At 74.6% G+C, this 2,255-nt stretch carries 3 protein-coding genes; all 3 read left to right on the top strand.

Annotated elements, in window-relative coordinates; all coding sequences use genetic code 11:
• Positions 1–629, top strand: a 629-nt coding sequence (locus ACSNOB_RS31750) for a glycosyltransferase (protein WP_436691109.1), incomplete at its 5' end; no start/stop codon positions are given.
• Entirely contained in the window at positions 614–1,831 is a 1,218-nt protein-coding gene (locus tag ACSNOB_RS31745; RefSeq protein WP_436691107.1) for a glycosyltransferase, read from the top strand. The genes ACSNOB_RS31750 and ACSNOB_RS31745, both read left to right, overlap by 16 nt.
• Positions 1,831–2,255, top strand: a 425-nt coding sequence (locus ACSNOB_RS31740; protein WP_436691105.1) for a D-sedoheptulose-7-phosphate isomerase, incomplete at its 3' end; no start/stop codon positions are given. The genes ACSNOB_RS31745 and ACSNOB_RS31740, both read left to right, overlap by 1 nt.

Genomic DNA, 2,255 nt, shown 5'->3' with positions numbered 1-2,255 from the left:
TCACCCACTTCAACCACCTCTTCTGGGACACCGGCGCCACCCGCACCACCGTCATCGAGCACGGCATCGTCCCGCCCCGGGCCGAGTGGAGCGGTGACGTGGAGCGGCTGGCGGTGGTGACCAACGAGCCGGTACGCCGCTGGCGGGTCACCGGCACAGACCTCATGCCGCGCTTCGCGCGGGTCGCGCCGCTGGACGTCTTCGGCATGGGGGTGGCCGGGCTGCCCGACGCGCTCGCCGCGACCGGCGCGCCCGGCCTGCCCGTCACGGGGTACGACGACCTGCCGCAGGACCGGATGCACGTCGAGGTCGCCCGGCGGCGGGCGTACCTGCACCTGTGCCGGTGGACCTCGCTGGGGCTGAGCCTGATCGAGGCGATGTCGATGGGGATGCCGGTGATCGCGCTGGCGACCACCGAGGCGGTGGACGCGGTGCCGGCCGACGCCGGCGTGCTCTCCACGCGGGTCGACACCCTCGTCGAGGCGGCCCGGTGGCTGATGACGGACCGCGACGCGGCGTCCCGGCTGGGGGCACGGGGTCGCGAGGTAGCGAAGGAACGCTTCGGGCTGGACCGCTTTCTCGCGGACTGGGACCGGCTGATGGAGGAGGAAACATGCGGATCGCGATGATCTCGGAGCACGCCAGCCCGCTCGCCGTCCTCGGGGAGGAGGACGCCGGGGGGCAGAACACGCACGTGGCGGAGCTGGCCGCCGCCCTGGTCGGCGAGGGGCACGACGTGCGGGTCTACACCCGCCGGGACTCCGCCGCCCTGCCCGACACCGTGCCCACCACGGACGGCTACCAGGTGTGGCACGTGCCGGCCGGGCCGGCGTTGCGGGTGCCGAAGGACGAGTTGCTGCCGCACATGGGCGAGTTCGGGCGCTGGCTGGCCAGCCAGTGGCGCGACGGCGACTGGACGCCGGACGTGGCCCACGCCCACTTCTGGATGAGTGGCCTGGCCACGCTGCACGCCGGCCGGCGCACCGGGGTGCCGGTGGTGCTGACGTACCACGCCCTCGGCACGGTCAAGCGGCGGCACCAGGGCGCCCGCGACACCAGTCCACCGGGCCGGATCGGCTACGAGCGGGCCCTGGGGCGGGCCGCCGACCGGGTCATCGTGCAGTGCCAGGACGAGATCGGCGAGCTGGTCCGCCTCGGCGTGCCCCGGTCCCGGATGGCGCTGGTCCCCTCCGGCGTCAACCAGGAGATGTTCCGTCCCGACGGCCCGGTCGCCCCGCGCGCCCCGGCCCGCCCCCGGATCATCACCGTCGGCCGGATGGTGGAGCGCAAGGGCTTCCAGGACGTCGTCCGGGCCATGCCGGCCGTGCCGGACGCGGAGTGCGTGATGGTGGGCGGCCCGCCGGCCGGGCTGCTCGCCGCCGACAGCTTCGCCCGCCGGCTCGGCGCGCTGGCCGAGTCCTGCGGGGTGGCCGACCGGGTGAAGCTGGTCGGCGCGGTGCCCCGGGAGGAGATGGGCCGCTGGTACCGCTCCGCGGACATCCTGGTGGCCGCCCCCTGGTACGAGCCGTTCGGGCTCACCCCGCTGGAGGGCATGGCCTGCGGCGTGCCGGTGATCGGCTCGAACGTCGGCGGCATCGCCGACACGGTGGTCCACGGTCTGACCGGCGACCTCGTGCCGCCCCGGGATCCCCGGGCGCTGGGTGCCGCGATCCGCCGGCTGCTCGCGGACAAGGTCCGTCGCTTCGCGTACGCCACGGCGGCGCTCGACCGGATCCGCAGCCGGTACTCGTGGAAGCGCTGCGCCGAGCAGCTCGGCGCGGTCTACGCCGCGGTCAGCACGGTCAGCCGTACCGCCTCGGCGGTGGCGTGATGACCACGTCGCTCTCCACTCTCGACACGCACCTGGCCAACCTCGCGGCGGCACTGCTGCCGTACCGGCAGGAGGCCGAGCGGCTGGCCGCCTGGGGCACCGAGGTCGCCTGGACCCTCGCCCGCGGCGGCCGGCTGCTGGTGGCCGGCAACGGCGGCAGCGCCGCCGAAGCCCAACACCTCACCGCCGAACTCGTCGGCAAACTCCGCGACGACCGCCAACCCCTCTCCGCCATCGCCCTGCACGCCGAAACCAGCGCCCTCACCGCCATCGGCAACGACTACGGCTACGACGAAGTCTTCGCCCGCCAGGTCCGCGCCCACGGCCGCCCCGGCGACATCCTCCTGCTCATGTCCACCAGCGGCACCAGCACCAACCTCCTCACCGCCGCCCAAGCCGGCCGCGACACCGGACTGCACTGCTG

Origin of the sequence: Micromonospora sp. URMC 106, assembly GCF_051386395.1 — a bacterium.
Taxonomy (GTDB): domain Bacteria; phylum Actinomycetota; class Actinomycetes; order Mycobacteriales; family Micromonosporaceae; genus Micromonospora.
This window is presented reverse-complemented; position numbering and strand designations above follow the sequence as displayed.